We start from the raw sequence: 26,086 nt of genomic DNA, 5'->3' as shown, positions 1-26,086 counted from the left end.
GAGGAGCAGCGACAAGAATCGGGATCTCAGTGGGGTTCTGCGCCCGCCGGCACCGGATCGGGGCGAGATCGCGCTTCGCCTCCCCGAGACACGCTCGCTCGGCCCGCCGGGCAGGCTAGCCGAAGGCGAGCACGGCGACGCCCCAGAGCCCGAGCGCCGAGCACAGCACGGCGGCCGCGAAACCGGCGAGCGCGACCGCGCCGAAGCGCCGATCCGCGCGGGCGATCGACCGCAGCCCGTCGCGCGGGGCCGCGGGGGGCTGCGGCGTGGAATCGGGGATGGGCCCCACACGCTGCTCGAGCGGCGCATCGCTCGTCGTCGGCCGCAGCTCGGTCCGTGTCGCGCTGACCACCGGCAACCCGGGCGAGACTCCCCGCCGCGGCAGGGCGTGCTCCGGCGCGCCCGTGGGCGCCGCGGGCACGCGGTAGCGCGGATCGAGCGGCGACTTGAACATGCGCGCCGCGAGCGCGGGCGGCAGACCGGCGCGCTCCGGCTCCGGAACGGGCGGTGCGGGGTTTCCGGTGGCGCCCCGTGACCGCTCGGGCGATCGGGGCGCAGCGCCCGGCGCAGTGCCCGGCGCAGTGCCGAACGGGGCCACCACGGTCGCGTCGACCTCGTCGGCCGCGTCGCCCTCGACGGCCACGACGACCGCGTCGGCGGCATCGGCGGCGTCGCCCTCGACGGCCACGACGACCGCGTCGGCGGCATCGGCGGCATCGGCCACCACGGTCGCGTCCAACGCGTCGAACGCGTCGGCCTCCTCGGCCTCCTCGACCGATCCCGCGACCACGGTGTCCTCGGCGGGATCGTCGTCGCGACTCACTGCAGCACCCGCCGCGGCAGCGTGGCGGTCAGGGTCGCATCGTCGGTGGCGTCGTCTCCCCACGGGGCGCCGAGGTGCCAGCTCTCACCGCCCACGAGCACGTCGACCACCACGACCGTCACGTTGTCGCGGCCCCCCGACTCGTTCGCCCGCGCGACGAGCTCATCGACCACCGCCGCCGCACCGCCTCCCATGGTGAGCGTGGCGCGCAGCTGCTCATCGTCGAGTTCCGTGGTCAGCCCGTCCGAGCAGATGAGGAGTCGCGAGCCCTCCTCGACCGGCAGCAGCCAGCTGTCCGCCGTGCTGTCGATCGATCCGAGCGCCCGCGTGATCACGTTGCGCCCTGGGAGACGGGTCTCGTCCTGCTCGCCGCTCGCGATCATCTCCTCGCGCAGCGAGTGATCCGTGGTCAGCTGCTGCAGCGCGGCCCCGCGATGCAGGTAGACCCGGGAATCGCCGATGTTGATCACCAGCCAGTGCGGCCGCCGCTCATGTGTGACGAGGATCGCACCGGTCAGCGTGCACCCGGCGCCCCGCTCGCTCACCGCGGCAATCTCCTCGACCGCGCGCCGCGCGGCGTCGATTGCGAGGGCCACCTCGCGCACCGAGGACGGCTCGCCCTGGCGCACGGTCGCGATGAAGGCCTCGATCGCCGCGCGGCTCGCCTCATCGCCGGCGTCGTGCCCGCCCATCCCATCGGCCACGAGGAAGCACGGGTACTCGGCGATCCCCCAGTCCTCGTTGACGGGGCGCCGCTGTCCCGGGTCCGTGCGCATCGCGCTGCCGAGTTCGGGTTCGCTCTGCAACCGCATCATCGGCCGTTCCTCTCTCTCCACCGTCGCCGGTTCCTGCGCGGTCTCGGGGCGAGCGATCGCACCGAGTACGCCGCTCCCAGTCTCCCCCAGAATCCGATGTCCGCCCGCCGCGCCGCCAGCGCCTCGTCGACGAGCTCCTGTACGCGCTCGGCGTCGGCCTCGGAGATGCTCTCCCTGGCGTACACGGCGCGGTCGACCGTCCACGCGATCCAGTCGCCGCCCGGCACTTCGAGCTGTTCGGCGATCTCGCGGCGCCCGAGCGACCGCACCGGCTCGACCCCGGTGTCGGCGTACCCGTCCACGAGCTCCTGCCACGCGGCCAGGGCGCGTTCCTCCGGCGTTGCCGCGCGCCGCCGGCTCGCCCGCCGGATGCGCTTCGCCACAGGCAGGAACAGCAGCGGCAGCGCGAGCAGCAGGAGCGCGAGCAGCGAGAGGCCGATGGCCCGCAGGATCGGCCAGAGCTCGGCGAAGCCGTCCCGCTCCGGCTCCTCGGCCTCGTCGGCGGACTCTCCCCCCGTGCCCCTCGGCGGATCCGACTCGCTCGCATCGACCTCCTCGGGCACCGTCGGGAACTCAGGCAGCTGCTCGCCCCGGTCGAGCGCGGTCGGCCGATGCTCGAGCTGCGGGCTCACGTCGATGGGCGTCCAACCGCCCTCGTCGCCGCGCACCTCGATCCAGGCCGCGAGGTGTTCGCCCGTGCAGACGTCACTGCATGCGGGCACGCCGGGCACGCCGCGCGCGCCGTCGCCGAGGCGCACGCCGAGCACCACCCGGGAGTCGAAGCCCATGGCTCGCGCGAGCAGCGCCGCCGCCGCGGCGAACTGCTCGTCGTCTCCGATCGCGGCGACCAGCGCGCGCTCGTCGGCTCCGTCGCCGGCGGCGGCCTGCTGCTCGTTCAGCTCGGTGAAGAGCTGCTCGATCCGCGCGATCGAGTGCCCGCCCGGGCTCGGAACGAACGTCGTGCCGTACTCCTCCGCGACCGCGTCGAGCCACTCGCGCTCGCCGGCGCCGTCGGTGAGCGAGTGGCTGAGGTATCCGCGCTCGCGCAGTCGCTCGACCGCCTCGAGCAGGCCGGCCGCGCCGGGAGGCAGCTGCTGCGCGTCGAGCCAGCGCATGAGCTGCGGCAGCGCATCGGGGTCGATGAGTGGGTCGGCGCTCGCGGGCGGGCCGGCGAGTTCCGGCGCGCCGGCGGCGCTCATCCGCGCCGCGAAGGCGTCTCCGTCGCGCAGGCCGGCCCCCTCGGGTACGGCGATCGCGGCCCAGCTCTCCCGATTCACGTAGAACGCGTCCGCGAGTTCGCCGGCGCGCGAACCGCTGAACTGCGGCGGCGCGGCGAGCGGTGGTGCGAGCGGCAGCCAGATCCCGTCGTATCCCTCGGCGATGCGCACGCGCAGCTCGGTCTCATCCGGGACCGCCTCGCCGCTCGGAAAGCGCGTGAAGCGGCCCGCGGCGCCCGGCGATACGAAGAAGTCGACGCCGTCGTAGGCGTCGAGCACCGCGAGGCGCAACCGCTCCGGAATCGCGCCCCGCGCCTCGACGGCGAACATGGGCTGCCCGAAGCGGTCGTCCCGCTTCGCCGACCGGTATCCTGCGAGCGGGCTCGTCTGCTCGCGCACCACGAGTTCGGGATCGACCCGGTCGCGGGGCACTCGCCGGCCGTCGTCCACGAGCGGTACGACCGCACCCCCGACGAGCAGCGCGACCACGACGATCGCGAGCGCGCTGAGGCCGCGCGTCGCTGCGCCCGGGCGCAGCCCTCCGGCCCGTGGCTCAGGCTGCGCGGCGCGGCCCAGTCGCAGTGCGGCCCGGCGCTCGACGCCCGAGGTCCAGGCCACCCACACCGCACCGGCTGCGCACGCGGCGGCCCACAGCGCGATCTCCCTCGGCGCCGGGATCGAGACCGGCCCCACCACGAGCGGAGCGCTCACCTGCGACGCGCCGAACACCACGCCGAAGGCGACGGGGAGCAGCGCGGGCAGCGCCGCGAACGGTGCCGCCCGACCGCTGCTCAGGCCCAGCCAAGCGATGAGCGCGGTCGACCCCGTGACGACGACGAGCAGCGGCACGAGCACCGTCTGGTACGTGCCCACCGGCAGCGCGAGGGTGAGCAGCTGCTTCCACCCCAGCGCCACCGCGGCGAGCCCGTCGCCCAACCCGCGCACCAGCGCTTCCGGCCCGGCTCCGAGTGCGGTCGGCACGGCGAGCGGAACGATGACGATCGCGCACCCGATCAGCAGAACGGCCGGGGTGAGCGGCCCCCAGCGGAATCGTCGGCCCAGCCAGACCACCGCGAACGCCAGAAGCCATCCTGCCCCCGCGACCACCCACACCCACGGTGTGCGGTAGATCGGCATCGCCGAGAGCACGCCGAGCACCGCCGCGAACGCGCTCAGTGCCGCCGTCGCCCACGACCTCCCCGCGTCGGCGCGAGGCGCGCCGCGGGTTCCGCGCCGCGCCGCCGTCACCCGAGGCCTCCGCGCATCATCAACTGCGGGAGATCACCCACGGCGCCGATCGTGCAGAAGGTGGCCGCATCGACCAGTCGAGCCTCGGGATCGGCGAGCAGCTCGCAGCGCAGCACGATCACGCGCACGTCCTCCGAGAACGACACGCCCGCGCGCCGCAGCCGTGTCGGCGTCGGCACCGACCCGGTCACCACGGCCACGACCGACAGCGGCCGCCGCGATTCGGCGAGATTTCTCGCGAGGCGCTCGATGGGCGGCGCCTCCTCTGCCGCTTCGAGCTCGGCCCACGAGTCGAGCAGCTGCGTCGGCGTCTGCGACGGCAGCTCCTCGAGCCCGTCGACGCTCGGTCGGATGCGCCCCGGCGCCCACTGCGAGGCGATGAAGCGCTCGCGGCCCTCCCGCACCGCCTGCAGCCCGAGCGATGCAGCGACGCTCACGCCCAGTTCGAACTCCTCGTCGCTCGCGTACTCGGCCCGGCTCGCGTCGAAGAGCACCGCCGCACGGGCCGTCTGGGACTCCTCGTACTGCCGCACCATCAGGCTGCCGGTCTTGGCGGTCGACTTCCAGTGCACGTGCCGCAGCGCGTCGCCGCGCGCGTAGTCGCGCACCGCGTGGAACGACAGGTCGGAATCGGTGAGTCGCCGGCTCGACGCCCCCTCGAGATCCCGCACCAGACCAGACGTTCCGCGCGGCAGGAGCGCGGTGCGCGGGTGCACGTGGATCAGGTGGCGGTCGCGCCAGGTGATCTCGCGGCGCACGAGACCGAGGGGATCGCGCCGCGCGAGCGTCATCGGTCCCACCTCGATCACGCCGCGCGACGCGGTCGGGATCTCGACCGGCACGTCGGCCGATCCGCGCGGCCCGATGAACGGAACCGCGATCTCGCGCAACGCTTCGCCGATCGGCAGCTCCGCGGTGGCCGGCAGGGCCGGCCGCGCGCCGGCATTCTCGATCTCGACGGTGAGGTGCACGGATCCACCGGCGGTCACGCGCGTCCGATCCACCGCGATCCGCACCAGATAGGCCCGCGAACCGAGCAGGAACGGGAGCCCGATGAGGAGCATCACCGCGAACACGACCGCGACGAACCAGGCCTCCACCCAGCCGAAGACCGCGCCGAGCACGGCGGAGAGCGCGGCGATGCCTGCCACGAAGTACCCCGTCGGCGTCACCGTCTCGCGGATGCGCCGCCAGGTGCGGCGCATCTTGCGCCGGTTTCTGCGCCACCAGCGGCGCACCCGCCGCCGCCCGGCCCCGATGGTGCCAGGTGCCTGCTGGGTCCGGCCGAATCTGGTGGTCGTGCTCCCCCGGGTGCCGGTCCCGGTGTCCGAGACCGGAGCGCGTGAGGTGTCGAGTCTCACGCGGTTCCGTTCTCCTGCGGCGCCGAGATGTCGAGCAGCACCTGGCCGAGCACCTGCGCAGCGGTGACGCCGTCGAACTCGGCCTCGGGCTCCAGGACCAACCGGTGGGTGAGCACGGGCATCGCGAGATCGCGGATGTCGTCGGGCGTGACGTAGTGCCTGCCGCTGGCGGCGGCCCAGGCCGACGCGAGGCGCACCAGCGCGAGGGCGCCGCGCACGCTCGCTCCGAGGCGCACCTCGCTCGCCCGGCGGGTGGCCTCGACCAGGCGCACCGCGTAGTCGGCGACGAGCGGGCTGACGTGCACCCGGGTGATGAGATCCTGCGCCTGGGTCACCATGCCCGTGGTGACGACCGGCGCGAGCGGATGCTGCGCCGAGCGGTCACCCTGGAGGATGCGGGCCATCGCCGCCTGATCGGGATACCCGATCGAGGTCTTGACCATGAAGCGGTCGAGCTGCGCCTCGGGAAGCCGGTAGGTGCCCGCCTGCTCGACGGGGTTCTGCGTCGCGATGACCAGGAACGGGCTGCCCACGTCATGCGACGTGCCGTCGACCGTCACCCGCGCCTCCTCCATCACCTCGAGCAGCGCCGATTGCGTTTTCGGACTGGCGCGGTTGATCTCGTCGGCCAGCACGATGTTGGCGAAAATCGGGCCGGGATGGAACTCGAACGCACCCGCGCGCTGGTCGAAGACCGTGATCCCGGTGATGTCTCCCGGCAGCAGGTCCGGGGTGAACTGGATGCGGGACGAGGTACCCTGGACGACCTGGCCCAGCGCTCTGGCCAGGGCGGTCTTGCCCGTGCCTGGCACGTCCTCGAGCAGCACGTGGCCCCCGGCCAGAGCGCAGGCGATGACGAGCTCGACCACGCGGCGCTTGCCGTGGATCGCCTGCTCGACGGCGTCTGCGGTGGTGGCGAAGAGCTGCGCGACCCACTGCGCCTGTTCCGGGGTGATGGCCTGAGTGGCGGTCTGGTCGGGAGCGTTCATGCGCAGTTCCTTCGGCGAGTGGAGGGGAGGACGGGTCGGTGTGAGGCGCGGCGGATCAAGGCCCCGGGAGCGCCGCCACTGGGTGGACGAATCTCGGCCGCATCAGGGCTCGCTCGCGTCGGGAGGCGGAGCCGGGGTGTTGCACACCGTGAAGACTGCGGGCTGCAAGGAAGAGAAATCGCCGCCCCACGTCATCCGCATCTGGACGGTCGTCGCGTCGGGCGCGGGCGGCGCCACGAGCGCGATCGAGGCCGAAGCCGCGGCGGCACCCGAAATAGTGAAGAACGTCCTGAGGTCTGCGGGCGCAGAGGCCGAGTCGTAGCACGCTCCCGCGACGACACTCGCACTCACCCGGGTAGGAGCTGTCGCCGGGCTCAGCCCCTCCCATTCAGAGCACGTGTCCGGGTCTCCGGTGTCAACGCACTGCCGAACCGCCGCCGCTGGAATCTCAGCACCGTTCAAGACGAACTCGCCGGGATCGGTGAATGTCGTGCTGCCCAGCCGGTACTGCACGGTTCCGCTTCCGTTCGGCGTCAGCGCAGGAGGGCTCTCAAGATAGCTGGCGGTCGTCAATCCCGCATCCTGGGTCGGAACGGTCGCCACCGTGTACTGACGGGCACCGAGGGGCGCCTTCGGCGGATCCCCGATTCGCACGGGATCCGACACGACGGGGCCGCTTCTGCCGTAGTCGCTCGTCGCACAGGCAACCGATTTGTAACGGCGAGACCAGCCGTTCACTCCAGTGAAATCGCCCGTCGAATTGGAGGCGTCCGAGCAGTCGAGCGACTCGAATGGGCGTCCGATCCCGTATCGTACCGTCACGTTCTCGGTACCGTGGGCCAGCGGCGAATTCGCGATGGCTCGAGCGGAGGACTCGCCAGTGCTGACCAGAGCGACGTTCGAGAGTTTCGGAGCTCCGATCACGGTAGCGGTCCCGCTGCCAGATGCACCGGTCGCACTGCCGCCTCCGATCTCCGGCACCTCGAACCGCGTCGTTGGAGTCGCGGTGAATGTGACACTGCCCACGGGAACCCCGCGATACTCTCTCGAGCCACTCGGTCCGTCGATCGTTCCGCCATCATTGCTCCCATAGGCGATCGCGAACTGACTCGTATCGTCGGATCCGGTCACGGTCACTCTCACACCGCCGGTCTTCTTGTCCGTGTTGCTCTCATCTTTGAGTGGCACAACCGTCACTGTCGGCGCTTCCGGTGCCTCGTACGCCCACGCCGTCACCGCGGTCGACGCCGCCGACGATCCCACGGAGTTGACCGCCTGAGCGGTGAACTGGTGCTTCTCGCCGTTGGCGAGTCCGGAGGCCACGCACTGGAAGACCGCCGCGCCCGCGGCCGTGCAGCTCGTCGAACCGCCGCCTGCGAGCGAGACGCCCGACACCTCGGGGTGCGCCTGACGGCCGCCGAGGGTCACCGTGAAGCTCGCACTGTCGCTCGTGTAGCCGGTCTGCTGGATGCTCGGGCGGCTCGGGATGCCCTGCGCGTCGAACTCGATGGTGCCGTCGCCGGTGCGTCCCTGCGCGTCGATCACCGTGAAGCCCACCCGGCACGTGCCGCCCACCTCCGGCCCGCCGGGCCAGGAGACCGACACGCCGGACTCCCCGACCCGGGTGAAGTCGCCGTAGGCGCAGCCGGCGCCGTTCACCGCGGCGAGGCGGAGCCCTCCCCCGCTCTTTCCCGCGAACGGATCGTGTTCTCCCGCGACGCCGACGAGCTGCGTCTCGCAAGCGCCGCCGACCGTGCACTGGAGCGCGACCGTGCCGCCCCGCGGCAGGTCCCTGGGCGCCTGGCCCACGCGCAGCGTGAGCGGCGCGCGGGACTCCCCGGCACCGGTGATCGACACCGAGAGCGCCTCCTGGCTGCCCGGCACCGCGTCGGCTCGGGCCTCGACCTCGAGGGTCGCGCCGTTGCGCACGACCGTGAAGAGCGACGTGGCGCCCGAGACCTCGAACCGCAGGCGCGACAGCTCGCCCTCCCGGCCGCCCTGCCAGGCCACCATGTCGGCGAGCGCGATCTCCGCGCGCGCCCCGGGATCGACGGTGCGGGTCAGCGGGGAGGCCTGCACGGACGGTTCTCTGGGCACGATGACGACGGCCACCGGCAGCGTGGTCCAGGCCCGCTGGCCGACGAGACGGACCTGCATGAGGCAGGTGTCGCTCCACGGCGCCTCGCGCCCGGCGGTGTAGCGCAGTCGATCCGCCGAGATCGCCTCGCACGCGGCCTGCGGGCGTCCGACGGCGAAGTCGCCCCGCCGCAGCTCCACCCGGTCCCCAGCTCCGGCGTCGACGAGATCGCCGACGGCGACTTCCTCCTGCGCATTCTCGTCGACCGTGATGGGCGGCGCCCCCGGTCGCAGCGTGAGCCGCAGTTCGTCGAGCGGAGGGATGATCAACAGCCCGTACGACGAGACGCGATCGCCCGAGGCGTCGACCCCCGTGAGCCGGAACACGACCGTGTCTCCGGCGGGTCGGTACTCGCCCGAGATCCGCGATCCCGAGACGCGGTAGTCGTCGCCCGAGCCCGTCCAGAGCGAGAGCTGCAGCGTGGAGACGTCGCCGGTGGCCCACCGCACCTTGTCGGTCACGACGTCGACCCCGCCCGCCGCGAGCTCGGCGCGATCCCGCACGTTGAGCACGGTGTCGGAGATCGACGGCGCCTGCGCACCGACGCGCTCGGACGTCTGCACCACGATGAGCCCGTCGGCCGTGCTGCGGGTCGTCTCCGAGCGGATCGTGTAGCGATACGACACGGTGCCGAGATCCACCCCCGGGCGCACCGTCACGCGTCCCTGCGCGATCTCGGAGAGATCGATCCGCGCAGCGAGGCGCGCCGCCTCGCCGCCGCTCGCGCCGCCGGCAACGTTCGGCACGACTGACTCGATCGTCAGCCTGCCCCCGGACTGATCGATGTCGTTGTCGAGCGGGCGCACGACCGCCGGTTCGCTCTCCGGTGTCAGGCGCACGTAGTCGGTGGAGGCGATGATCGCGCCGGCGTCGGATCCCGGCACCACGATCACCCGCAGCGTGCCGATGCCGGTGGCGCCCTCCGAATCGCGCACGGCGTAGGACAGACGGGTCTCTCCCGTCGCGACGTCGCCCGCCGCGCTCACCCGGAAGCCGGTTCCCGTCTCGTCGAGGGTGGCGGAGACCCCGCCGCCCGCATCCTCGTCGACGCTCACGAGACGCACGCGATCGCCGTCGGGATCGACACCGGAGAGCGGCGCGATTGCAGAGGAGGTCTGGCCCGGGCTCACGCGCACCGTGAGCGTCTCGGGCTGCGGGTCGCGGTTCGATCCCGCGGGGAGCACCGTCACGATCACCGAGCCCAGGTCGCCCGCAGCCGGGTCGCTGGCACCGAACGCGGTGTAGCTGAGCCGGTACGTGCCGGGCTCCTCCGGCGCGAGGTACCGCAGCACCCGCCCGGAGGCGAAGGCGAGCTCGCCCGCGGCGCCCGAGCCGACGATGTCGGGATGCAGCACGAGGCGCTCCCCGGGGGCCGCCACGTCGTTGTCGAGCACGCGGATGTCGACCACCGAGCCCGCGCGCACCACGGCGGTGTCGGCGACGGCGATCGCCCCGGTGGAGCCGGTTTCGGGGACCTGGAATACGGTGAGCCGCCCGCGCGCACGCGCGTCTCCCTCGGCCACCGTGACGTCGACCGCACCGATCCGGCCGGCGGTTCCATCCGGGGTGCCGCCCGCGACGCGCACCTGCGCGTGCTCGATGACGTCGGCGCGCAGCTCGCCGTCGAGCACCACCGCGCTCTCGACCGACAGCGCGCGCGATGACGCGCCGGGAATCGCGTCGAGGATATCGACGGTCGAGTCGGCGAGCGGCCGCACGAACGCCCGCAGCGCGGGTAGCGCGAGCGACGGTCCGGCCGGGGTCGCCGTCACGCGCAGCTGCCCCGTGGTCTCCGCCGACGTCACGGTGTCGCGGATCGTGACCGTCACCGTGGCGGAGCCCGCCTCGGCGGCCTCGATCTCGACGGCTCCGGTCGCGGTCCTCGTGCTGACCCGCAGCGCACCGCTCGGGTCGACGGCGTCGAGCAGGGCGTACGAACCGGATCCGCCAGACACCCGCTCCAGCGGCTCGATCGTCGCGGCGGCGCCCGTCTTCACTGTGGTCGCCATCGGCGTGAACTCCGGTGTCGCACCTGGATCGACCGCGATCGTCAGCTCGCGCTGCGCCTCGGCTCCGCGCCCGTCGCGCACCGAGAGGCGCAGGGACACGTCGGATGCGCCGGCGTTCGGATCGGTGTGCCGCACCGCGAGACGGCCGTCGGCCGTGACGATCGCGCGCACCGGATCATCGGTGCGCACCGGTTCGGCGCCCGCGAGCATCATGACGTCGCCCTCGGGATCGACCCAGCCCTCGAGCACCGGGTAGACCAGGGTGCCGCCCGGTGCGATGCCCGGGACCCGCCACTCGCGCTGGCACCCCTCCACCGGGCACCACGCCGGGGCGGTATTCGTCTCGTCTCCCACCACGGTGAGCGTCACGGTCGCCGTCTCGGACTGGAGCGCGCCGTCGGTGACCCGGTATCCGAACGTCGCCGTTCCGCTCGCATCGGCCGCGGGGTGCACCGTGAACGACTGCCCGTCCGGCATGAGCTGCAGGGTGCCGAAGGACTCGGGCAGCGGATGGTCGCCGAGCGATTCCGGCACGATCGTCAGCACATCCCGTTTGTTGGCATCGAAGTCGTTGAGCAGCACTGGCACCGGCGCGCTCTCGCCCCGCCGCACTCCGAACGCATCGTCGACGGCGGTGGGCGCCACCTGCTCGGCGACCTCTTCGACCACGACGACCCCGCGATCCTCCTGCGGAGGGTCGGAGAGGCTCCACTGCGAGAGCGGGATCAGCGCGCCGTCGGGGAGCGTCCACAGCATTCCTGTGCGCATCTCGTTGAGCACCGCCCGCGAGCCGTTCGATCGGAATACCGGGCGCAACTCCCCCGCGTCTTGCACGGCCTCGTCGAGGCGCAGCGCACGCTCGCCGCCGGAGTCGCTCCAGAGCACCCCCGCGTTCTGCCCGAGCCAGGCCGCGTACCGCTCGCCGTCGACCGTGACGGGCTGCGCCGGAACACCGTTCGCCTCGACGGCTCGGGTCTGCCCGCCGTCCTGCGCGACCCGCACGAGACCCGCGGCATCGGCGATCAGCACGTCGCGGTCCGCGCGCGGCGCGCCCCCGGCGCCGCGGCCCGAGTCGCCGGCCTGCAGTCGGGGCTCGCCCTGCAGGTCGAGCGCCACCCGCGCGCCCCCCTCGCGCCAGAGCTCCCCGCTCTCCCCGTCGAGCAGCACCCAGTCGTCGCCCACGATGGACAGCTGCGGCGATCCGGCCGCCCGGGCCTCCTGCGGCACCCGGGTCTCTCCGAGTGCGCTGCGGCTGTCGAGGTCGTATCGGCTCAGGACGCCGTCGCCCTCCGTGAGCACCGCGAGCACGCCGGTCTCGGTGAGCGCGATGGCCGCGGCGCGCGCGTCCGCCGCCTGCGCGTCTGCGCCGGATTCGTCAGCGTCGCCGCGCTCGGCCTCGCCTCCGCTCGGGTCGATGCGCACGAGCGACGCGAGCCGCGCCTCGAGATCCTCGGTCGACGCGTCCCCGAGATCGAAGGATCGAACCGGCCCCGACCCCGACTCCGGGGCGAGGTCGCCGGCGTACACCTCCCCGGCCTCGGTGCGCAGCGCCACGAACCGGCCCGCGCTCAGCACCTCGCGCGTGCCCTCGGGCAGGCGCACCTCTGCGGGGCCGCCCGCGGCCGTGTCCGCCGCAGGATCAGCGCCGGCGGAGTCAACCGCGTCGGTCTCCGAGGAGCTCCCCGCCGCGGCCTGCTCCGACGCGTCGGCGCCCGCAGCAGCGGGCTCGGCATCGCCGAGGTCGACGGGATCCGCGGGATCCAGCGCCCACGCGCGCCCGTTTCCACCCGCGAGCACCGCACCGCGCGCGCCGCTCTGCACCACCTCGCTCGGGTCGGAGACCTTCCTCACGAGGTCGAGCTCGCCCGTGTCCGTATTCACCCGGGCGTACTGGCCCGCCTCGCGCGCCACCCAGACGCCCGGTTCTTCGCGCGGGGTCTCCCGCGCGTCATAGCCGTTCGAGATGACCGCGACCGTCGCGACCAGCGCGAAGATCACCGTGCCCGCGACCCACCACTGCGCGCGACGCAGCATGCGCGCCCGGCCCGTCATCCGCCGCGCCCCGCGAGCGTCCAGATGATCGCCCCGATGCCGGCCACGCCCACCAGCGCCGCACCCGCGCCGATGAGGCCGGCGCGCAGCGGAGAGGTCGGGCGGTCGAGCAGCAGCCCGTCGCCGTCGGTACCGCGCTTCTGCGCGAGCAGCTCCGCTCTGGCCCGCGCGCGAGTGGCCCGCGGAACGGAGCTCACCACGGGCCCGCGCGATCCGGTCTGCACCGACTCGGCACGCGGCAGCCAGGCTTCGGCCACCACCTCGATCGGGGTGACGTCGAAGCCGTAGGCGCGCTGCAGCTCCTGCAGCGCCTCGCCGAACTCGCGCATCGACGCGAAGCGGTCGCCCGGCTGCTTGCGCAGCGCCCGGGCGACGAGCTCGTCGAAGTGCTCGTAGCCCTGCGCCCCCGGGATGCCCTGATAGACGGCCTTCGAGATGCGCTCCGCGAGCTTGGTCCGGGAATTCTGCGCGCGATCGGGCAGCTCGAACGGGGAGCGGCCTGCGGCGAAGGAGTACAGCGTCGCCCCGAGCGACCACACCTCGGTCGCCACGCTGCCGCTGCTGCGCAGGCCGATGACCTCCGGCGCCGACCAGGGGATCGACATCGCGAGCTCTTCCTCGACCCGCTGCCGCCCGAGCACCTGCGCGATGCCGAAGTCCGAGAGCGCGGGGCGCCCGAGCGTCGTGAGCAGCACGTTCGACGGTTTGATATCACGGTGCAGCACCCCCGCCCGGTGCGCCGTCTCGAGCGCCCCGGCCATCCGCACGCCGGCGTCGAGCACGTCGCGCAGCTTCGCGGGCCGCCCCTTGGTGAGCGACCCCATCGATGCCGGGCAGAACTCCATGGCCAGGTAGGGGTACCCCTCGAGTGAGATGCCCGCCTCGTAGATCGAGACCACCGACGGGTGGCTGCTGAGCCGGGCCATGATGTCGGCCTCGCTCTCGAACACCTCCCGCAGCTTGTCGGTGTCGACCTTGCCGATCACCGCGCCGTTGAGCACCTTGATCGCGACCATCCGCCGCGGCATGTCCTGCTCGTAGAGGAAGACCTGCGCGAATCCACCCGAACCCAGCGGACGGACATAGCTGAATCCCGGGATCGCCGGGGCACCGGTCGCAGCGCGCGAACTCATGCCGGCCGTCCAGGGCGGCCTGCGTCGCGGCGATCAGATACTGGGGCCATCACCCAATTATCCTAGACCGGCGAGGCGGGAGGCGGCACTTCTCCACAGGACGTCCCCCCCTCAGCCCAGCCGCCCCAGGGACGTGACGATCCGGGCCTGCCGCCTCGGGCGTGGCGAGCCGCGGGGCCTGGACAGGTTTGCACAGCTGTTCGGGCGCGGGACCCGATTCCGAGCCGCGCGACACCGAGCGTTTACCTGCGTTCCAGCGGGCGTTCGCCTGCGCCCGGAACGCTGCTGTCTGGCCCGGTTCCGCGGGCCCCGCAGAAAGGAACTCCCATGACCACGTCCTCGTCCGCGTTCTCGCGCCGGCACTGCGCCGTCGCCGGTGCGCTGCTCTCCGCTGCGCTCGTGCTGCCTCCGGTCTCGGCGGCGTCAGCCACCGCACCGGAGACGGACCCGCCCGCGACCGCCCCGGCGGTGACCGAGCCCGACGCGTCTGCGCCGGCCGCGACGCCCGAAGCGGGTTCCGCCGCCGCAGCGGGATCCGCGATCACGCTCTCCGCCGACAGCGCCATCGCGGGCGGGCCGTTGACGGTGGCCTACGCGACCGATCAGCCGGACGCTCAGAACTGGATCGGCATCTACCGCGAGAACGTGACCCCGGGGGATTCCCCCTCGGTGATCTGGCAGTACACGCCGGATGCGAGCGGCGAGGCGGCGTTCACCCTCGATCTCGAACCCGGCACGTACGATGTGTGGTACCTCGCCGAGGGCGGGTACACCCCGCTCGCCGATCGCCTGACGCTCACGGTGACGGCCGATCCGAATGCGCCGGAGCCGCTCGAGCCGGGCGACCCGAATGCGCCGGTCGACATCGACCCGGTCGCGACGGACCTCTCCACGGACGGTGTCCTGCTGCGTGCCGGCTTCGCGGACGGCTCGCTCCCCGAGGGCTGGTCCACGACCTTCGAGGCGTCGGGCTCGGGAGCCGACCGCTACGCCGGCTGGCAGCCCACGACGCGCGCCGACTGGTCGGCGACGACGGACCGGATGCGCGACCGCTTCGGGCGCACCGACCGCGGATTCCTCGTGGCCGACGCCGCCCAGTTCGGCGACGCGCCGTTCGCCGCCGCACTCACCAGCGCGCCGGTCGACGTCTCGCAGCTCGATGCCGTGCGCCTCACCTTCGACAGCCACTACCGCGGGGCTGCCGGCCAGAGCGGCGTGGTACTGGCGAGCTTCGACGGAGCGGCCCCGATCGAGGTGCTGCGGCTCGACTCGACGAGCGTGACCGACGACTACGACGGCATGCAGCTGAATGCGGCCCAGGACGTCACCATCGACACCCCGGCACGAGCGAAGTCCGTGGTGTTCTCGTGGGAGTTCACGGGTGGCGACGGAGCGCAGTACTGGGGCATCGACTCCGTCGCGGTGCACCAGGCGCAGGCGGCGACCGACGCGGAGCCGACGCAGGCCTGGGTGGTGTCGGACATCCAGGGCCACCCCGGAGACCTCGCCCACGGGATCGAGGACTTCGCCCGGCTCTCCCCCGACGCCGAGGGCCTGCTGATGGTGGGCGACATCGTGGCGTCCGGCACGGTCGGCGAGTGGCAGGAGGTCATCGACGTGATGGACGCCTCTGCAGACATCCGCCCGCCGAAGACCGTGGCCGGGATGGGCAACCACGAGCGGTACGCGAGCGGCGGCTTCGACGCCAACTTCCAGCGGTTCCTGAGCTTCGCCGACCGGGATCGCGCGTGGGACGAGTACGTGCTCGAGGGCCCCGCGGGTGATCTTCCCGTGATCGTGCTCGGTCAGGAGATGGCGAGCCCCTCGGACGTGCCCATGACCGACGCGCAGGTCGAGTTCCTCGAAGAGCGGCTCGCGCACTGGACGGCACAGGGATCTCAGGTCGTCGTGATGACCCACTTCCCCCTCGGGAACACCGTCTCGGCCTCGTGGCTGCCGTGGTACAGCTCCCATCACCAGCACAATCAGCGTCTCACGAGCATCCTCGGGAACTACCCCAACGCGGTCGTGCTGAGCGGGCACACCCACTACCCCGCCGAGCTCGGGGACTGGGCGATGCAGCGCCGCACGGCGGACGGTCACCCCGATGGATTCTGGGCCGTGAACACGCTCGCGATGCACATCGAATGGGACGCCCGGGGCGAGAACACCGCGGGCGCGACCGAGGTGACCACGCGGGACGTCAATCGCGGGCTCACCCTCGACTCGTACGGGGATCGCATCGTGATCACCGCGCACGACTTCGCCGCCGACACGCAACTGCGCCAGGTCACGATCCCGAATCCGCTCGTCGGCTTCGCCGCGGAGCTCGCTCCGGACAGCGAGCGCGACGCGGACTACTCTGCCGTGGACGCGGCGCTCGGCACCGTGCCGGCGGAGCTCGGGGCCTACACGCCGGAGTCGGCCGCCGCGGTGCGCGCCGCCGTGGACGCGGTGGAGCGCGACCTCACCGCCGACCGGCAGGCCGAGGTCACCGCGATGGCAGACGCCATCGTCGCCGCCGTCGCCGGGCTCGTCCCCGCGTCGACGGATCCGGGACCGGGCGCCGGGACCGACGGGCCGGGGACCGGCACGACGGCACCGGGCGCGGGCGACGCATCGCGCGCCGGGGACGCCGCTGCGGCGGAGCTCGAACGGACCGGCTCGGCCGGGGCGGCCGGGCTCTGGGCCGGAGCGCTCGCGCTGCTGTCGGCGGGCGCCGCGCTCGTGCTCACCCGACGCGGTCGCCGCGGTCGCGCGGCCGATACCGGCTCGATCGCCGAGTAGCGCGGCACACTCCGGGGTCGCGGCGGGCGACCCCGGAGTGGTCGCCCGCCGCGACGCACTCGCACCCCTCGCCCCGTGTTCAGGCCGGTCCGACCGGCCCGAACACGGGGCGTTCGCATGCGCGGCCCGTGTGCGTCCAGCGGCCGCCGGGCCGTGTGCGCCGGGGGTCGACGGCCCGTGTGCGTCCAGCGGCCGCCGGGCCGTGTGCGCCTGGGCTCACAGGGCCGGCCGTTGCGCAGACAGCGGCACCCTCGCCCGAGCAGAGTGCGGACGAGGGTGCCGGCGTGAGCGGGAACGGGAACGGGAACGGTAACGGGAACGGAATCACCGTGAAGCGAGCCCGGGACGGGGATCGCCGGGAGCGCCGGGATCGGGATCGGGATCGAGGCGCTACGCGAGGAGCCTGCGCAGCCAGGAGGACAGGCCTTCCAGCAGGAAGACGATCGCGAGGACGCAGAGCAGCAGGAAGAGCAGCTCGTGCTGGTTGATGCGGGCGGCGCTCGCGAGCATGTACCCGATCCCGCCGCCGCCCACGATGCCGAGCACCGTGGCCGATCGGACGTTCGTGTCCAGCAGATACAGCGTGTGCCCCACGAACGCGGGTACCGCCTGCGGGAACGTCGCTGCCGCGAACACCTGCGTGCGGGTCGCGCCCACTGCCGTGAGGGCACGCTCGGGGCCCGGGCGCACCTCCTCCAGCGAATCCGCCACGAGCTTGCCGAGAAGGCCGATGCCCCCGATCCCGAGCGCCAGCACGGCAGCCCCCGGGCCGAGCCCCGTCAGAATGATGAAGAACAGGGCGAGCAGCAGCTCGGGCAGACCGCGGATCGCGATCAGGGTGAATCTCGCTCCGGCGCGCACCCCGGGGTTCGGCGCGACGTTCCGCGCGGCGAATGCGCCGAGCAGCGCCGAGAAGACCACCGCGAACAGGGTCGCGGCGAACGCGATCTGCACCGTCTCGAGGAGCGCGAGCGCGACGTCGCCCCACTTCTCCGGGGCGAGGGACGGCGGCCACAGGCGCGCAGCCGCGATGCCGAGATTCTTCCAGAAGTAGGCGAAGCTGCTCCCCTGCGTCGCCGCGATCCCGATCGATACCGCGAGCACCGCCGCCGTGCCCCAGATCAGCCCCGCCTGGCGCAGTCGATCCGGAGTCCAGGGGATGCGTCCCGCACGGCCGAGGCGCAGACGGGACTGCCGGATGCGCGCGGCCCGGGCCGCACCCGCCTTCGCCGCCGGAGCCGACGTGACGCGCCGCACCAGCCGATGCCCGAGGCCGCGTCCCGTCGGCTGCGCCCCGAGCAGTGCGCGCCGGATCAGGGCGGAGACGACCTCGAAGGCCACGCAGAGCACGAAGATGATGACGGCGAACGGCATGGCCTCGCGATAGTTCAGGGTCTGCATCGCGTGGCTGAGCTGCTGCCCGAGCCCGGCCACCCCGACGAAGCCGAGGATCACGGAGACGCGCAGATTGATGTCGGCCCGGTGCAGCACGATCGCGATGTAGGCGGGAAGCACCTGCGGCCAGATTCCGCCCCAGAACTGCTGCGCACGGCTCGCCCCCGCGGCGCGCAGCGCACGAACGGGGCCCTCATCGATCTGCTCGATCGCGTCGGCGGTGAGCTTGCTGATCATTCCGATGGAGTGGATGCCGAGGGCGAGCACTCCGGCGAGCGCGCCCTGCCCGATCACGAGGGCGAAGATCATTGCCATGATCGCGTCGGGCGCGGCCCGCGCGGTCACACCGAGAAAACGGCCGAGTGCGCCGCCGCCGCGCCACGGGGTGGTGTTGCGCGCGGCCAGAACCGCCACAGGGATCGAGAGGATCGCGGCGAGCGCGGTGCCGCAGAAGACGATCGCCAGGGTCAGCGCGCTGAGCCGAACGGTCTCCCCGACCGTGGGCCAGACGAACGGCACTGTGCGGGCGAGGAACTGGCCCGCGTACTCGGTCCCCCGCGCCAGCTGCTCCCACGAGAGCCCGACCCCGCGGAAGGACCAGAGCCCCGCGGCGAGCAACGCGAGCAGCAGCGCCGCGGCGATGACCGAGTTGCGGCTCGGCACGGGCAGCGTCGCCCGCGGTCGGGCCGACCGCACCGCGGCCGACGCGCTCACGCGCGAACCCCGCTCAGCTGCGGCTCGGACGCGGGGGCCCCGCCGAAGCCGAGGATCTCTGCGGGATCGGGCAGCGCGCTCGCGAGCGCTCCGCCGTCCACGGCCACCTGCCGGTACACCCGCATGACGGTGTCCGCGTCGAGCGCGCCCGCGGGGCGGTCGAGCACGACGCCGCCGTGGCGCAGACCGACGATGCGGTCGGCCCACGCGAGAGCGAGCTCGACCTGGTGCAGGCTGCAGACGACGGTGAGCCGGCGTCGCTCGGCGATCTCTCGGATCAGCGCCATCACCTGCTGGGAGGATTCGGGATCGAGCGAGGCCACCGGTTCATCCGCGAGGAGGATCTCGGGATCCTGCATCAGCGCCCGCGCGATCGCGACCCGCTGCTGCTGCCCGCCCGAGAGGGTGTCGGCGCGTTGGAAAGCGACGTGCTCCAGTCCCACCTCGGCGAGCAGGTCGAGCGCGCGAACGCGCAGCCGGCGCGGGTAGCTCAAGAGCCCGAGGCGCGGGCCCCGGAGGGTCGCGAGCGCTCCGGTGAGCACGTTCTCGAGCACGGTGGTCGGCCCCACGAGCTCGAACTGCTGAAAGATGAAGCCGATGCGACGGCGGATCCCGCGCAGCCGGGCGCCGCGCACCCCGGCCAGCGGGGCGCCGAACACGCGGACGTCTCCCGAGGTGGCGGTCTCGAGGCCGTTGAGGTGCCGCAGCAGGGTGGACTTGCCCGAACCGGACAGCCCGAGGAGCACCACGATCTCTCCCGAGCCGACGCTGAGCGAGACGCCGTCGAGGGCCGTGGTGGATCCGAATTGCTTCGAGAGGTCCGTGAGCTGGATTGCCGGGGTGTCAGTCATGGGGCCTGTGCTCCTCAGGGTCGGGGCGGGGTGATGCGCGGAGGGGGAGGAAGGGATGGTGCCGGATCGCGGCAGGGGCCGGATCGCGGCAGGGGCCGGATCCGGAAGTGCGCCCGGATCCGGAAGTGCGCCCGGAAGGCCCGACCCGCGCGACGGGGCCGGGCCTTCCGGGCGCTCAGCGGCTCACTACGGCTGGCACTGCGCGGCGCCGGTCTCCTCGCAGACCTTGCGCACGCTGTCGTAGTACGAGTCCTCGACGGGGACGAGCTCCGTGAAGAACGCCCGGAACGCATCGGTGATCTCGATGCCCTCTGCGGCGATCTGCTCGATCGTGATGTTCTGCAGCGATTCCCGGAGAGACTGCTGCACGTCGTCCGGAAGATTCGTCGACATGACGAGCGGCGCGCCCGGCACGGTGACGCGGTTGATGACCTCGAGGTCGCCCTCCGCGAACAGCCCGTCGGCGATACCGGTGCTCTCGACGACGGCGTCCTCCGCGAAGCCCGCATCGCACTCGACGCCCTGCGCGGTCTTCTGCGCCGAGGCGTCGTGGCCGCCGGCGAACACCGGAGTGACGTCCGTCTCGGGGTCGATGCCCGCGCCGAGCAGCTCGGCGCTCGGGTAGAGGTAGCCGGAGGTCGAGCCCGGGTCCACGAAGCACACCCGCTTGCCGGCGAGATCCTCGATCGAGGCGATGTCAGAGCCGGCGGGCACCACGGTCAGCGACTCGTAACCGGGCTCCGCCCCCTCGCTCGTCACGGTGACGCCGATCGGCGTGAGGGGTGCGCCGCCGTTCGTGGCGGCGACGTAGGTGAAGCCCGAGAAGTTGCCGATGTCGACCCGTCCCGCGATCGACGCCTCGACGAGTGCGGCGTAGTCCGTCGACTGCACGAGCTCGACCTCCTTGCCCGTCTTCGCGGCGATGTAGTCGACGAGCGGCTGGAAGTTGCTCTCGACCGACTGCTGATCGGGAACCATACCCATCACGAGGGTGTTCTCGTCCTTCGCGAAGCCCTGGGCCGAGCTCGCCGGCTCGGCCCCGGCTTCTGCCGACTCGGCGGGCGCCGGGGCGCACGCGGCCAGCATGCCGACGAGCGAGAGACCGGCGACGAGGGTGAGGCCGCGGCGGAGTGAAGTATTCACAGGGGATGCCTTTCAGTGGGTGATGCGGATGGGTGATGCGGATGGGTCATGCGGATGCGTCGTGCGGATGCGTCGTGCGGATGGAGCGTGCGGATGGAGCGTGCGCTCCGAGGGATCAGGCGGCGGACGGGTCCGGGCGACGATCACGACGGCGCGGCGCGTGCGCGACGCAGCGCGGCGGCGCGCACCCACTCGGGGTCGATGCCGCGCAGCTCCGGCAGCTGTTCGTGGGCGCGGGCGCCCCAACTCGCCTCCGCCGCGCGGACCAGCACGCTCGTGCAGCCCGATGCGAGGGCGGCGCTCAGGCCGACCTCGGAGTCCTCGAGGGCGACGCACTCCTCCGGTGCGCGCCCGACGAGGGCCGCGGCACGGCGGTAGGGTTCGGGATCCGGCTTCGTGGAACGCACGTCGTCGGCGCTGATGATGTGGGCGAACGCCGAGAAATCGACGTGTCGGGCCGCGGCGGCGACCCAGCGACGCGAGGAGCTCGTGACGAGCACGAGCGGTACGCCCTCGGCGTGCAGCGAGCGCACGAGCTCCTCGGCTCCGGGGCGCCAGCCGATGTTGCCCTCCATCGCGGTCAAGGAGCGCGCCTCGAGCCGCGCGGCGACCTCCGCCTCCGATCCGGCCTCGCGGCCGGTCCGGGCGAGCGCGGCCACGATCCGGACGCTGGCCTGCGCCGTCGTCGCGCCTTCCAAGCTCGCGGCGATCTCGCCCGGGGCGCTGAGACCGAGGTGGTCGCAGGTGTCCCGCACCGTGTCGAGCCAGGTGGCCTCGGTGTCGAGCAGCGTGCCGTCCATGTCGCAGAGCACGGCGAGGGGCGCGGGCGCCGAACGGGCGGTGGTCGCGGCGGCGACGGGTGCTGGTGCTGGTGCTGGTGCTGGTGCTGGTGCTGGTGCGATCCGTTCCGAGGATCGTGCGACGGGTGCGAAGTTCACCCGTTCATTACGGCGGCTGCGGGTGAGCAGTTCCGAACCGGGCGGTGAACGTCCCATGAACGATTCGGAGCGATTCCGCTCGAGACGCGGACACCTGCGAACGCCTGTCCACCTGCGGTACGCGCGGGCCCTCCGGTCGCCGTACGCTGGGCAGGTGAGCTCCCCGCACGCAACCTCCCACCGCCAGGTCCTTCGCGACCTCCTCGCCCGGATCGTGGACGGCGAGTTCGCCGCGGGCACCGCGCTGCCGTCCGAGAGCCGACTGGCCGAGCGCTACGGCGTCGCCCGCGGCACGGTGCGCAACGCGCTCGCCGGGCTCGCCGACCGCGGCATGGTGGCCCCGGTGCAGGGGGCCGGGTGGATCGTGCAGTCGACGCTGCACACCCAGAGCTTCGCCGAGCTGCGCTCCTTCGCGCAGTGGGCGCGCAGCAAGGGCATGACGCCCGGCGGGCTCGTGCACGCCTCCGACGCCGGCGCCGCGACCGCGCTCGAGGCGCGAAAGCTCCGGATCGCGCCCCGCGAGAATGTGCTCCGGGTGACCCGCACGCGGAGCCTCGACGGCAGGATCGTGATGCTCGAGCGCACCGCGTATCCCGAGTGGATGATCGAGAGCATCGCCTCGATCCCTCCTGACGAGTCGTCCGTGGTCGAGTTCATGCACCGGCGGTTCGGTATCACGACCGCCCACGCGGACCACGCGATCGACGCGGTGCCGGCGTCGAGCGCAGACGCCGCCCTGCTGGGCGTGCGCCGCTCGAGCCCCCTGCTCCGCGTGCGGCGCACGAGCTTCACGAGCGGCGGCCGACCCATCGAGTACGGCGAGGACCGGTACCTGCCCGACACGGTCACCTTCCGCGTGCAGGCGTCGAACGTGGGGAACACCCTCACGCGCAGCGAGTACAGCGCAGGCTGAGCCGACCGCACCCGGAAACGACGCGGTGGCCGCGCCCTCCCGGGATCAGGAGGATGCGGCCACCGTGCGCATCGGTCTCACGCGAGCGGAGACCTCTCGGCGGGTCTACTCAGAGACCGGCGACGTCGAGCGGGATGCCCGGGCCGAAGGTCGTCGAGACGGCGCCCTTCTGCACGTACTTGCCCTTGGCCGACGACGGCTTGAGACGCGAGATCTCGTCGAGCACCGAGTTGAGGTTGTCGGTGAGCTGCTCGGCCGAGAACGACGCCTTGCCGACGATGAAGTGCACGTTGGCGTGCTTGTCGACGCGGAACTCGATCTTGCCGCCCTTGATCTCGGTTACGGCCTTGGCCGGATCCGGGGTCACGGTGCCGGTCTTGGGGTTGGGCATGAGGCCGCGGGGGCCGAGCACCTTACCCAGACGACCGACCTTGCCCATGAGCTCGGGGGTCGAGACGGCCGAATCGAAATCGGTGTAGCCGGCGGCCACCTTCTCGATCAGCTCGTCGCCGCCGACCTCGTCGGCGCCGGCGGCGATCGCGGCCTCAGCGGCCGGGCCAACGGCGAACACGATGACGCGCGCCGTCTTGCCGGTGCCGTGCGGGAGGCTGACGGTGCCGCGCACCATCTGGTCGGCCTTGCGGGGGTCCACACCGAGCTTGACGGCGACCTCGACGGTCGAGTCGGTCTTGGTGGAACCGGTCTCCTTCGCCAGGGCCACGGCCTCGGCGGGAGCGTAGAACTTGCCTGCCTGGATCTTCTCGGCAGCGGCGCGGTACGCCTTCGACTTCTGTGCCATGTCCGTTGCCCCTTACTCGACCGTGATGCCCATGGAGCGAGCGGTGCCCGCAATGATCTTCGAAGCCGCGTCGAGGTCGTTCGCGTTGAGATCGGCCTGCTTCTGCTCGGCGATCTGGCGCACCTGCTCGGCGGTGACCTTCGCCACCTTGACGGTGTGCGGGGTGCCGGAGCCCTTCTGCACGCCGGCCGCCTTCTTCAGCAGCTCGGCCGCCGGCGGAGTCTTGAGCACGAAGTCGAACGAGCGATCCTCGTACACCGTGATCTCGACGGGGACGATGTTGCCGCGCTGGGATTCCGTGGCCGCGTTGTAGGCCTTGCAGAACTCCATGATGTTGACGCCGTGCTGGCCCAGCGCGGGGCCCACGGGGGGCGCCGGGTTGGCGGCGCCGGCTGCGATCTGAAGCTTGATCAGACCGGTCACCTTCTTGGCTTTTGCCATGACAGTTTCCTTTCCTCGAACGGGTCTCCCCGCTCTCCCGCGATGCCGGCCGATCCGGCTGCGGTGCTGTCCGGTCTACGCGCGCCGAGGCGCTCGCAGACGCAAACCACATCATCTTACCCGATCCGCGTCGATCGCGCGACGTCCTGGAGGGGCGGCGCCCGGGAAGGGCGGGCGCCCGGGCGATCCCGTCCCCTCGCCTCCCACCCGCTCACCCCTCGCCTCGCACCCGCTCGCCCCTCGCCTCGCACCCGCTCGCCCCTCGCCTCCCACCCGCTCGCCCCTCGCCCCCCTCCCGCTCGTCCCTCGCCCCCCCTCCCGCTCACCCCTCGCCTCGCACCCGCTCGCCCCTCGCCTCCCACCCGCTCGCCCCTCGCCCCCAGGGGCACTGTCTTGCCGCCGAACACGCGAGTTCCCGCGGTTTCAGGAGTTTCTCCGCGAATCAGTGCACGAGGAACACGGCTCACGTCGGGACCCAACGTGCACCCCCCACCCTTCGCCGCTCACAAAGCTGGCATCGTGCGATACCGCCTCCGCTTATCCACAAACCGATGGGAGCGGGCCCACCGAGCGGAGCGGGCGACGACACTGGTGCGCATGAGCATCTTCCAAGAGCTGCACGCACTCGGCGGCATCACCCAGACCTCCCGCCTCGTCGAGCTCGGCCACACCCACTACCGCATCCGGAAGGCCTTCGCGAGCGGTGATCTCACTCGCCCGAGACGCGGCTGGATCGCACTGCGCAGCGCGGATCCGCAACTGCTCTTCGCAGCCAGGCACGGCGTCGCCCTCACCTGCATCACGCAGGCGAAACGGTGGGGACTCTGGGTATTCGAGCACGATCGGCCCCACGTCGCCGCACCGGGAGGACGCCACGTGGACCTCGCCGGAAAGACGGTGCATCGCCGTAGGCCCCTGGTGCTGCGACCGCCCGGCACGCTGGCCGACGGTGTCGAGAACATGCTCGACTGCGTCGCGGCGTGCCAGCCGCACGATGCCGCACTCGCGGTATGGGACTCGGCGTTGCAGAAGCGGCTCATCGACTTCGAGGCGCTCGCGGCCCTTCCCCTGCGCGGAAACGCCCGCGCGCTCCTCGCGGAGTGCTCGCCCTTCGCCGACTCCGGCCTGGAGACGTTCTTCCGCACGCGCCTCCGCTGGCTGCGGATCCCCATCCGCCAGCAGATCTGGATCCACGGGCACCGCGTCGACTTCCTGGTCGGAGATCGCCTCGTCGTCCAGCTCGACGGGCGCGATCACTCAGGGGCCCAGCGCTCAGAGGATAACCGTCACGACGCGGCGCTCATCCAACGCGGCTACCACGTGATCCGTGTGAGCTACGCGCAGCTGGTGTACTCCTGGCCAGAGGTGCAAGACGCCGTCCTCGGCGCCATCGCGCGGGGCCTGCACCATGCCAGATGAACTCTGCCTCATGAGGCGAACTGCTCACGACCGCATCAGGTGCGCCGGGCACCGCGCGACCCGACCCGCGATGCGCTCGTCACGCCAGGCTACGGGCCGCATCGACGAGCGCCTCGGCGATGGTCGCCGCGAGCTCATCATTGACGCGGGCGGCGGGACCGGAGATGGAGATCGCGGCAGGGGGCGAAGCGCCGGGCAGGGGCACCGCGATGCAGCGCACCCCCACCTCGTGCTCGCCGTCGTCGATGGCGAAACCGCGGCGGCGCACCGCTCGCAGATCGGCGAGGAGCGACTCGACATCGGTGAGCGTCGTCGCGGTGAAGCGCGGCAAGCCGGTGACCGCCACGATCTCGCGCACACGCGTCTCCGGCAGCGTCGAGAGGATCGCCTTCCCCACTCCTGCCGAGTGCGGCAGCACGCGGTGCCCGATCTCGGTGAACATGCGCATCTGGTGCCGCGACGGCACCTGTCCGACGTAGGCGATGCGATCGCCGTCGAGCACGGCGAGGTTGACTGTCTCCTGAGCGAGTGCCTCGAGTTCGACCATGACCGAGCGCGCTCGGAGCGCGAGCGGCGGCGTCGCGCGGGTGCCGAGGCTGATGAGCGCGGCGCCGAGCGCGTAGCCCCGAGCCTCGGTCTGGCGCACGTACCCGGCGTTCACCATGGTCTGCAGCAAGCGGTGCGCCGTCGATTGCGCGAGCCCGGTCGCCCGCGCAATGTCCACGAGTGCGGCCTCGGGCGCGAGCTCCGCCACGGCCTCCAGCACTCCGAAGGCGCGCACGACCGACTGGACTCCTCCGGCTCCCTCGCCGCTCCCGGCGGCCGCTGCTTCGCTCATCGAATTCCATCATACGGAATGGTGATTCCAAAAGTGAGGGATCCTCCCTAGGGTGATCCCCGAA

Annotated in this window: 17 protein-coding genes; 3 read left to right on the top strand and 14 right to left on the bottom strand. The window is 72.4% G+C overall.

Annotation, left to right across the window (positions count from 1 at the left end):
- Positions 1-115: 115 nt before the first annotated feature.
- The 7 genes from EVS81_RS11460 to EVS81_RS11430 all read right to left on the bottom strand — a co-directional run bounded on the left by EVS81_RS11460 (position 116) and on the right by EVS81_RS11430 (position 13,784).
- Positions 116-823, bottom strand: coding sequence for a hypothetical protein (locus tag EVS81_RS11460; RefSeq protein WP_130110505.1), 708 nt, complete (start codon positions 821-823; stop codon positions 116-118).
- Positions 820-1,638 carry a PP2C family protein-serine/threonine phosphatase gene (locus EVS81_RS11455; RefSeq protein ID WP_240739826.1) on the bottom strand — a complete coding sequence of 273 codons (819 nt, stop codon included), beginning with the start codon at positions 1,636-1,638 and terminating at the stop codon, positions 820-822. Before EVS81_RS11455 ends, EVS81_RS11460 begins: the two co-directional genes overlap by 4 nt.
- Positions 1,635-4,103: a transglutaminase domain-containing protein gene (locus EVS81_RS11450; protein WP_130110504.1), complete on the bottom strand. Its 2,469-nt coding sequence runs from the start codon at positions 4,101-4,103 to the stop codon at positions 1,635-1,637. Before EVS81_RS11450 ends, EVS81_RS11455 begins: the two co-directional genes overlap by 4 nt.
- Positions 4,100-5,464, bottom strand: a complete 1,365-nt coding sequence (locus EVS81_RS11445) for a DUF58 domain-containing protein (protein WP_130110503.1) — start codon at positions 5,462-5,464, stop codon at positions 4,100-4,102. Before EVS81_RS11445 ends, EVS81_RS11450 begins: the two co-directional genes overlap by 4 nt.
- Positions 5,461-6,453: an AAA family ATPase gene (locus EVS81_RS11440; protein ID WP_130110502.1), complete on the bottom strand. Its 993-nt coding sequence runs from the start codon at positions 6,451-6,453 to the stop codon at positions 5,461-5,463. The genes EVS81_RS11445 and EVS81_RS11440 overlap by 4 nt, the downstream gene beginning before the upstream one ends.
- Positions 6,454-6,555: 102 nt before the next feature.
- Positions 6,556-12,651 carry an Ig-like domain-containing protein gene (locus EVS81_RS11435; RefSeq protein WP_240739825.1) on the bottom strand — a complete coding sequence of 2,032 codons (6,096 nt, stop codon included), beginning with the start codon at positions 12,649-12,651 and terminating at the stop codon, positions 6,556-6,558.
- On the bottom strand, positions 12,648-13,784 hold the full coding sequence (locus EVS81_RS11430) for a serine/threonine-protein kinase (RefSeq protein ID WP_130110501.1): 1,137 nt from the start codon (positions 13,782-13,784) through the stop codon (positions 12,648-12,650). Before EVS81_RS11430 ends, EVS81_RS11435 begins: the two co-directional genes overlap by 4 nt.
- Before the next feature lie 327 nt (positions 13,785-14,111).
- Here EVS81_RS11430 and EVS81_RS11425 point away from each other — a divergent pair, with 327 nt between their 5' ends.
- Positions 14,112-16,571 (top strand): DUF4073 domain-containing protein, encoded by a 2,460-nt coding sequence (locus EVS81_RS11425; protein ID WP_130110500.1) that lies wholly within the window; start codon positions 14,112-14,114, stop codon positions 16,569-16,571.
- Positions 16,572-16,961: 390 nt separating this feature from the next.
- Here EVS81_RS11425 and phnE read toward each other — a convergent pair whose 3' ends face one another.
- The 4 genes from phnE to EVS81_RS11405 all read right to left on the bottom strand — a co-directional run bounded on the left by phnE (position 16,962) and on the right by EVS81_RS11405 (position 21,612).
- Complete coding sequence (gene phnE / locus EVS81_RS11420) at positions 16,962-18,680, bottom strand: phosphonate ABC transporter, permease protein PhnE (protein WP_240739824.1); 1,719 nt, start codon at positions 18,678-18,680, stop codon at positions 16,962-16,964.
- Positions 18,677-19,531, bottom strand: coding sequence for a phosphonate ABC transporter ATP-binding protein (phnC, locus tag EVS81_RS11415; RefSeq protein WP_130110499.1), 855 nt, complete (start codon positions 19,529-19,531; stop codon positions 18,677-18,679). The genes phnE and phnC overlap by 4 nt, the downstream gene beginning before the upstream one ends.
- Positions 19,532-19,717: 186 nt before the next feature.
- Positions 19,718-20,674 (bottom strand): phosphate/phosphite/phosphonate ABC transporter substrate-binding protein, encoded by a 957-nt coding sequence (locus EVS81_RS11410; RefSeq protein WP_240739823.1) that lies wholly within the window; start codon positions 20,672-20,674, stop codon positions 19,718-19,720.
- A gap of 143 nt (positions 20,675-20,817) precedes the next feature.
- On the bottom strand, positions 20,818-21,612 hold the full coding sequence (locus EVS81_RS11405; RefSeq protein WP_165384253.1) for an HAD family hydrolase: 795 nt from the start codon (positions 21,610-21,612) through the stop codon (positions 20,818-20,820).
- A 154-nt stretch (positions 21,613-21,766) separates the two neighbouring features.
- Between EVS81_RS11405 and EVS81_RS11400 the strand changes: the two genes are divergently transcribed.
- Positions 21,767-22,525: a GntR family transcriptional regulator gene (locus tag EVS81_RS11400; RefSeq protein ID WP_240739822.1), complete on the top strand. Its 759-nt coding sequence runs from the start codon at positions 21,767-21,769 to the stop codon at positions 22,523-22,525.
- 109 nt (positions 22,526-22,634) lie between these two features.
- On the opposite strand, the gene rplA is transcribed toward EVS81_RS11400, so the two are convergent.
- Both rplA and rplK read right to left on the bottom strand, forming a co-directional pair.
- Positions 22,635-23,324, bottom strand: coding sequence for a 50S ribosomal protein L1 (gene rplA / locus EVS81_RS11395; protein WP_130110496.1), 690 nt, complete (start codon positions 23,322-23,324; stop codon positions 22,635-22,637).
- Between the two features lie 12 nt (positions 23,325-23,336).
- Positions 23,337-23,765 carry a 50S ribosomal protein L11 gene (gene rplK, locus EVS81_RS11390; RefSeq protein ID WP_130110495.1) on the bottom strand — a complete coding sequence of 143 codons (429 nt, stop codon included), beginning with the start codon at positions 23,763-23,765 and terminating at the stop codon, positions 23,337-23,339.
- Between the two features lie 597 nt (positions 23,766-24,362).
- Here rplK and EVS81_RS11385 point away from each other — a divergent pair.
- Positions 24,363-25,184: an endonuclease domain-containing protein gene (locus EVS81_RS11385; RefSeq protein WP_130110494.1), complete on the top strand. Its 822-nt coding sequence runs from the start codon at positions 24,363-24,365 to the stop codon at positions 25,182-25,184.
- Between the two features lie 79 nt (positions 25,185-25,263).
- Here EVS81_RS11385 and EVS81_RS11380 read toward each other — a convergent pair whose 3' ends face one another.
- Positions 25,264-26,022 (bottom strand): IclR family transcriptional regulator, encoded by a 759-nt coding sequence (locus EVS81_RS11380; RefSeq protein WP_130110493.1) that lies wholly within the window; start codon positions 26,020-26,022, stop codon positions 25,264-25,266.
- Positions 26,023-26,086: the final 64 nt, after the last annotated feature.

This window comes from Leucobacter triazinivorans (assembly GCF_004208635.1).
Lineage (GTDB): Bacteria > Actinomycetota > Actinomycetes > Actinomycetales > Microbacteriaceae > Leucobacter > Leucobacter triazinivorans.
This window is presented reverse-complemented; position numbering and strand designations above follow the sequence as displayed.

Excerpts from the sequence above, each read along its gene's own strand:
- rplK (WP_130110495.1), bottom strand. The coding sequence starts at position 23,765 with ATGGCAAAAGCCAAGAAGGTGACCGGTCTGATCAAGCTTCAGATCGCA.
- EVS81_RS11425 (WP_130110500.1), top strand. The coding sequence starts at position 14,112 with ATGACCACGTCCTCGTCCGCGTTCTCGCGCCGGCACTGCGCCGTCGCC.
- EVS81_RS11440 (WP_130110502.1), bottom strand. The coding sequence starts at position 6,453 with ATGAACGCTCCCGACCAGACCGCCACTCAGGCCATCACCCCGGAACAG.
- EVS81_RS11380 (WP_130110493.1), bottom strand. The coding sequence starts at position 26,022 with ATGAGCGAAGCAGCGGCCGCCGGGAGCGGCGAGGGAGCCGGAGGAGTC.
- EVS81_RS11430 (WP_130110501.1), bottom strand. The coding sequence starts at position 13,784 with ATGAGTTCGCGCGCTGCGACCGGTGCCCCGGCGATCCCGGGATTCAGC.
- EVS81_RS11385 (WP_130110494.1), top strand. The coding sequence starts at position 24,363 with ATGAGCATCTTCCAAGAGCTGCACGCACTCGGCGGCATCACCCAGACC.
- EVS81_RS11455 (WP_240739826.1), bottom strand. The coding sequence starts at position 1,638 with ATGATGCGGTTGCAGAGCGAACCCGAACTCGGCAGCGCGATGCGCACG.
- rplA (WP_130110496.1), bottom strand. The coding sequence starts at position 23,324 with ATGGCACAGAAGTCGAAGGCGTACCGCGCCGCTGCCGAGAAGATCCAG.
- EVS81_RS11435 (WP_240739825.1), bottom strand. The coding sequence starts at position 12,651 with ATGACGGGCCGGGCGCGCATGCTGCGTCGCGCGCAGTGGTGGGTCGCG.
- phnC (WP_130110499.1), bottom strand. The coding sequence starts at position 19,531 with ATGACTGACACCCCGGCAATCCAGCTCACGGACCTCTCGAAGCAATTC.